General features: G+C 60.3%; 5 protein-coding genes. 3 read left to right on the forward strand and 2 right to left on the reverse strand.

Annotated features, from left to right (window positions below):
* The coding region (locus tag AC11W3_RS09725) for an epoxyqueuosine reductase QueH (protein WP_484092930.1) at positions 1-142 on the reverse strand (142 nt) is incomplete at its 3' end.
* A 5-nt stretch (positions 143-147) separates the two neighbouring features.
* A complete protein-coding gene (locus AC11W3_RS09730; protein ID WP_484092929.1) occupies positions 148-1,755 on the reverse strand; it encodes a cytochrome C in 1,608 nt (535 codons plus the stop codon).
* 415 nt (positions 1,756-2,170) lie between these two features.
* Here AC11W3_RS09730 and AC11W3_RS09735 point away from each other — a divergent pair, with 415 nt between their 5' ends.
* The 3 genes from AC11W3_RS09735 (at position 2,171) to AC11W3_RS09745 (ending at position 6,436) form a co-directional block, all read left to right on the forward strand.
* Positions 2,171-3,511: a cytochrome C gene (locus AC11W3_RS09735; protein ID WP_484088816.1), complete on the forward strand. Its 1,341-nt coding sequence runs from the start codon at positions 2,171-2,173 to the stop codon at positions 3,509-3,511.
* Between the two features lie 386 nt (positions 3,512-3,897).
* Positions 3,898-4,257, forward strand: a complete 360-nt coding sequence (locus AC11W3_RS09740) for a cytochrome C (RefSeq protein ID WP_484088815.1) — start codon at positions 3,898-3,900, stop codon at positions 4,255-4,257.
* A 4-nt stretch (positions 4,258-4,261) separates the two neighbouring features.
* Positions 4,262-6,436, forward strand: a complete 2,175-nt coding sequence (locus tag AC11W3_RS09745) for a methyl-accepting chemotaxis protein (protein WP_484088814.1) — start codon at positions 4,262-4,264, stop codon at positions 6,434-6,436.
* Positions 6,437-6,466: the final 30 nt, after the last annotated feature.

Here is a 6,466-nt window from a genome sequence, read left to right on the forward strand (position 1 = left end):
CCTCGAGGCGGAGCTTGTACTCGGTGTACGGGTGGATGTTGTGGTTGTAGAAGAAGCCGGTGACCTCGACGCCGCCCGATCTAAGTTCCTTGACGGGATAGACGGCGCAAGGTCCGCAGCAGATGTGAAGCAGAAGCCGCATGATAGTTACGGCCGCCCGCTCAGGGCATTCCCGAACTCATCCGTGGTCAGGTACTTGACGGCCGCGGCCTTGGTGCTCGCGGGTATCGTCGTATCGGGCAGGCTGTTGATGGCCGCCACCACGTCGTTGTCCATTGCACCGTTGTAGATCCAGTCGATGGAGTCCCAGAGGAGCCTCTTCGTGTAGAGCGGGTTGTGGGCGAAGGCGCCGGGGTCGTTGTTGAGGAGGCCGTAGTTGAAGCTGACCCCCATGGTGTTCGCGCCGCCCCCGGGGTAGGCCGCATTGTAGTCGGAATTCCTGTTGGGGAGCGAGACCACCTTCCCGGTCCTCAGTTTGGCCAGGATCGCCAGGGTCGCGATGTATCCCGCCTTCCTGTCGGTGAAGGATGAAACAGTCCACACCGGCGCGGTGGAACCGTTGTGGCAGGAAGCGCAGGCCCTGCTGATGATGGCGGTGACGGTTCCGGTACCATCTTTTTGGACCGGCAGGAACATGTGCGTGTTGCTGCTCGACATGTGGCAGGAGACGCAGGGGCCGCGGTAACCGGTGCCGTTGAAGTTGGATATGCCGATCTTGCTGTGCACGAAGGTCGGGCTTGCGTAGGACCTCCCCTGGAATTCGTATCCTGAAAGCTGGAAGAGGTTGGCTCCCGCCGCGCGGTCGTGGGCGCCCGGGCTGTTGGTGTTGCTGAAGTCCATGCCGGCGGTGGCCGCGGCGTAGATCATGCTCCCTATCCCCCTGCCGGTATGGCACGGGATGCAGACGTTGGACTCCCCTGCGTTCGGGTAGTTTACCGGAGTGTTGTTCAGCTTGACCGTCGGGAAGCTGTTGGAGGACGAGAAGTTGTAGTAGGCCTTATACGCTGCCACGGAGCGGGTGTTGAATCCGTAGGCCCGGCCGTTGCCGTCATCGTGGCAGGCGTCGCATCCGGTGACCTCTTTCGTCTTGTCGGTCGACGGGGTGTCGGCAGGCTGCACCGTCCCCGCCGGCACCTTGACCGGCACGTTCTGCACCACCGGATACCCGGGGCCGGCGAAGGGGCGCGCCACGGTGAAGCCGCTGGTCACGAAGTTGATGTAGCCGGTGGTGGTGTGGCAGCGCACGCAGTAGTACTGGAAGGTGAGGTTGTACGGCTCGTAGGTCCCCCTGGTCTTGAAGTCGTAATTGGCCCTGGCGCCGGCAGTGACGTTGCCGTGTCCCGATGCCGCCCAGTCGGCGTTGACCTGGTGGGCGCTGGAGGTGTCGTGGGGGTTGTGGCACTTGCGGCAGTTGCCTACGTAGTTCGAGCTGATATACGAGGCGCGGTACTTGCTGTTGTTGATGCTGGCCGTGAGGTTGCCGAAGTGCTTCGGCGAAAGGGTCATCATGATGTCGTTGGGGAAGGCGATGCCGTGGCATTTGCCGCACTTGCCGGCGACGTCGGGATTGTGGGTGACGCCGCCACCTCCGCCGCCGTGGCACTTGCTGCAGGCCTGCGGGTGACCCGATTCGGGTTCGTGGCAGTCGGCGCAGCCTGCGCCGTTCATGGTGTTATGGGTAGAGGCCTTCCACTCGTTGACGATCAGCGCGCCTGTTCCGGGGGAGGTCTGGGTGCCGTGGCAGCTCTCATTCATGCAGGTCTGTGACTCAATGAGCTTCGATGTCCCGCTACCGCTGGCTTCGGTGTTACTTCCGTTGGAATTCCCGCTTCCGCCGCACCCGTATAGGAACATGGGTACGAGGATTAGCAAAAGAAGACTTCTTGGCTGCATGTAGACCCCCCCGGTAATATTTTGAACGTCCTTATACCACTTCCGGCAGTAAAAATGTAGTTAAAAAAAGAATCAACCCTCACAGGATCGCTTATATTTTATCTAGATCCGTGTTTGTTAAGTTGACTTCACTTCGGCATTATTGTAATAATCGCCCCTGAGGATTCTGCTGTCTCAGATGGTCCACCAGAGCAATCATGGGAGGCTGCTTTTTATTAGTACACTTTAATTATTCCCGCCCCTTCTATTACAATGTTATTCGATGCAGGAGAGTGTTATGTTTTTGAGGAAATCCCCCGTTGCCATTACGTTGCTGGTGGGCCTTGCCGCTTCTTCCTTGCTCCACCCAAAGACCGCCGATGCGATCCCCGCTTTCAGCCGTCAGCACAAGACCGAGTGCTCCACCTGTCACACCATCTACCCGGAGTTGAACGAGTTCGGCGAGGCGTTCCTGAGGAACAGCTACGTCTGGCCCGGGCACAAGCCGGCAGCGGCAGCGAAGGGAGCTTCCGCGGATGAGAGCGGTACCGCTAGCGCCAAAGGCGGCAAGGCCGAATGGGCCTACCTTTCGGGGCTCCCCGAGCAGATTCCCGTCTCACTCACCGGGACCGTCGATGTTGCTTATGACAACGATGCCATCGACGGGGACAAGCTGGACCTCTCAACCAGGTCGTTAAGGCTGCAAGCCGGTGGCGCCTTCAGGGAGGCTGCCGGGTTCTTCCTCACCTATAATCTTTACAGCCAGGGGAGCCGGACCGGTCAAAGCAACCAGACCGTCAACACCCCGGCCAACAACCTCAATGCCCCCACCAATAACACCCCCAACATAAGCGAACTCTTCCTGGTCTGGCGGCACGCGCTGGACACCCCGCTCAATATCCGGGTCGGCCGCCTGGAGCCGAAGCTCTCCTTGTGGAAACGGAGCAACCGGATCATCTCCGTCCCTGCCTATGCCTCGACCTCATACCAGGTCGGCAACTCCCCCTTCACGGTCGACTCCCCTGAGGATACTCTGGAGGTGAACACGCTGATCGGGAACAGGCTTCTTGTGGCGGGGGGCGTGGTCGACAGGAACGTCCGCAACCATAAGGACGGTTACGGTCATGCCTCCTTCAAGATCGGCGGGACCGACTTCAAAGGAGTCGAGCCCGACGTCGATCTCGAGAAGGAAAGTGTCTGGGATTTCCTGGCGATCACCGTGGGGACCTTCGGTTATGCAGGGCAAAGCGGTCAGTACCTCAGCAACGCCCCCGCCCAGAACCTGAACAACTTCTATCGGGTCGGAGGGGAGCTCGACGTCCTGTACAAGCGCCTTCACCTCAAGGGGAGCGGCACCTTTGGCAGGGATAGCAACCCGAGCTTTCTCAATACCGCCGTCGCGGTCCACAGCCACGCCTACACCTTCGAAGGGGAGTACTACCTGGGGGCACCTATCAACCTGATTCCCCTTTTCCGCTACGAATACGTGGAGACCGACGGCGCCGGAACGCATCGCTATGTCCCGGCCATCGCCTATGCACCGCTGCAGAACACGAGGCTTTCCCTGGAGTACCAGTACACCGACTCCCCGAGCGGCACTACCAGGGTCACCCTGGCGTCGCTGGCTTTCAGCCTGTAGACGAAGAGTTCGGCAGCGACTGGCAAGGGCTAAAGCATTGGCAGGATACGCCGAGAAGTAATGACACTACTAGCGGAGCTTCCGACTCTGCCTGAGAGGCTGGGAGAAAAATTCTCCTGATCAGTCCCACTTCCGCCAGCTTCCAAAGCTGTCATTCCCGAAGCGATTCTGATCGGGAATCCAGCTCCTAAACGACGTGAAATCTGGATCCCCGATAAGGGCATTCGGGGATGACAATCTCATGCGGAAGATTAGCGCTAATTAGTAAAGTTCTTGCCTTGCGGATGAGTTTGTTTTAATAGTTTTCTGGTTGTCAGAAGCTGTCAGGGATTGATTTTCACCAACACCGGTTCGAACGTAAACCTGTCTAACGGAGGATGTTTACCATGAAGAAGATTCTCATCACCATGCTACTTATTGCAACCACTGCAACCGCCGCCAACGCGGCTTTGAGAGTGATAGGTAAAGGCGACGCCATGCGCCTCGATCCTTCGGGTTTCCCCTCCGCCATGAAGGCAAACTACGACGTGGTCCGTACCAAGTGCGTCAAGTGCCACACCCTGGAGAGGACCATCGTCGCGGTACAGTCCGGCGTGGCCCCCATCTCCGGCCAGCCCTTCGACCGTAGCGCCACCAAGGCCTACGGCGTAAAGATGCTGAGAAAGCCTGACTCCAACATGTCCAAGGCCGAGGTGAAACAGGCCGTCGACCTGCTGAACTACCTGATAGTGGAAGCGGAGCGTTAATTAAATGAAGAACCTGAAGCTTCGCGGCCGACTGATCGTAGCTTTTATGATCATGGCCTTTCTGGTCGCCTTCACCGGCATCTTCGGCGCGGTGAGCGTCAAGCGGGTCGGCGGCCAGATCCAGAACATCCTGGAGCAGCTTTCCAAGCAGCAGAAGCAGGTGCTCCTCATGGCGGTGACCCAGAAGTACTGCCACGTGAGCCTGATGCAGGCCGCCCTGGTCCGCTCCGAGAAGGACAAGTTCGAGGAGTACGTCGAGGACTACCACATGAAGCGGGACCTCCTGCAGAGCCAGGCGCAGACGCTGCTGAACGGCAACGCCAAGCTCGGCATCAAGCCTGCGGAGAAGGGTGGCGTCATCGAGGCCCGTACCAGGAAGTTCCTGTCGACCTGGTCGGAATTCGAGAATGTGGCGGACCAGCTCATCTCTCACAAGGAGCGCCTCCTCGGCGGGCCCAACTCCCTCTCCGACGCGACCCTGCACAAGCTGGCCAACGATGACATCACCGAGGCCAACGAAAAGGCCAAGGCCGATCTCGATGACATCCTGCTGGAAGTCGGCAACCAGATGAACCAGGCCCATGCCCAGGTGACCCAGATGCAGCGGACCTCCATGGTGACCTTCACCGTGGTCATCCTGATCGCCATCGCCATGGCCCTGTTGCTGGGGATGATGATCACCCGCAACATCGTCGCCAGGGTCAGGATCATGGCCGCCGCCGTCAACAGCGGCGCCGAAGGGGACCTCACCACCAGGGTGGAAGTCGACTCGGAGGACGAGATCGGCACCTTGGGGAGCGACTTCAACGAGATGGTCGGGAAGCTCTCGGGGATCATCGGTAAGGTTTCCCGCTCTTCGGCGGAGCTGGCAGGTGTTTCGGACACCATGGCCAAGGCCTCTCACTCCGTGGTGCAGTCCGCCAAGACCCAGGCCGACAGCGTGGCCAAGACCTCGGCAGCCATCGTCGAGATCAACACCTCGGTCAAGGGGGTGGCCTCAAGCGTCGATTCCCTCTCCATCTCGGCCTCGGAGAGCTCCTCTTCGATCCTGGAGATGGCATCCAGCGTCGAGGAAGTGGTGCAGAGCATGGAGAACCTGTCGCAGTCGGTGAACGAGGTCAGCTCGTCCATCGTCGAGATGGGGGCCTCCATCAAGCAGGTCGGAAACGGCGTGGTCAGCCTCATGGAAGTCTCCACCGCCACCGCCTCTTCGGTGATGGAGATGGACAGCTCGATCAAGCAGGTCGAGAGAAACGCCAACGAAACGGCGGCCATCTCCAAGGCGGTCCGCGCCGATGCGGAAACCGGACGCGAGGCCGTCGAGGCGGTTATCAACGGCATGCAGGAGATCAAGCGCTCCTCCGCCATCACCAGCGAGGTGGTCAACACCCTCTCCGAGCGCGCCGCCGACATCGGCGACATCCTCTCGGTCATCGACGAGGTGGCGGAGCAGACCAACCTGCTGGCCTTAAACGCCGCCATCATTGCCGCCCAGGCCGGTGAACACGGAAAGGGCTTTGCCGTGGTCGCCGACGAGATCAAGGAACTCTCCGAGCGCACCTCCAGCTCGACCCGCGAAATCGCCCAGGTGATCCGCGGCGTGCAGGAGGAGACCAGGCGCGCGGTCGACGCCATCGAGCAGGCCGAGCGCAGCATCGGCGACGGCGAACTCCTCTCCCAGAAATCGGGCGAGGCGCTGGCCAAGATCGTGGTTGGCGTCAACGAGGCCACGGCCCAGGTCGGGGAGATCGCCCGTACCACCGTGGAGCAGGCCAAGGGGAGCCAGATGATCCGCGAGGCCATGGAGCAGGTCTCCGAGATGGTGGCGCAGATCGCCAAGGCCACCAAGGAGCAGGGGCAGGGGAGCGAGCTGATCATGGGGGCGGTCGAGAACATGAAGGGGCTGACCTCGCAGGTTCTCTCCTCCACCCGCGAGCAGAACAAGGTCGGGAACCTGATAGCCCAGTCGACCGAGAGCATCACCGAGATGATCCGCCACATCAAGCGCGCCTGCGACGAGCAGAGCCGCGGGAGCGAGCAGATCATGATGTCGGTCGAGGAGATCCAGGCGGCGACCGAAGCCAACGTCGGCGCCACCCGGGTCATGGACGAAGGCGTGTCCAAGCTGTTCAAGCAGACCGACATGCTGCAAAAGGAAATGGAAGCCTTCAAGATCTGATCCGGCAGCGCCCAGTAAGGAATCATCCCC

This window comes from Geomonas sp. (assembly GCF_056994735.1).

Bases quoted from the DNA above. Each gene is read 5' to 3' on its own strand.
- AC11W3_RS09730 (WP_484092929.1), bottom strand. From the start codon at position 1,755: ATGAATGAGAGCTGCCACGGCACCCAGACCTCCCCCGGAACAGGCGCG.
- AC11W3_RS09735 (WP_484088816.1), top strand. From the start codon at position 2,171: ATGTTTTTGAGGAAATCCCCCGTTGCCATTACGTTGCTGGTGGGCCTT.
- AC11W3_RS09740 (WP_484088815.1), top strand. From the start codon at position 3,898: ATGAAGAAGATTCTCATCACCATGCTACTTATTGCAACCACTGCAACC.
- AC11W3_RS09745 (WP_484088814.1), top strand. From the start codon at position 4,262: ATGAAGAACCTGAAGCTTCGCGGCCGACTGATCGTAGCTTTTATGATC.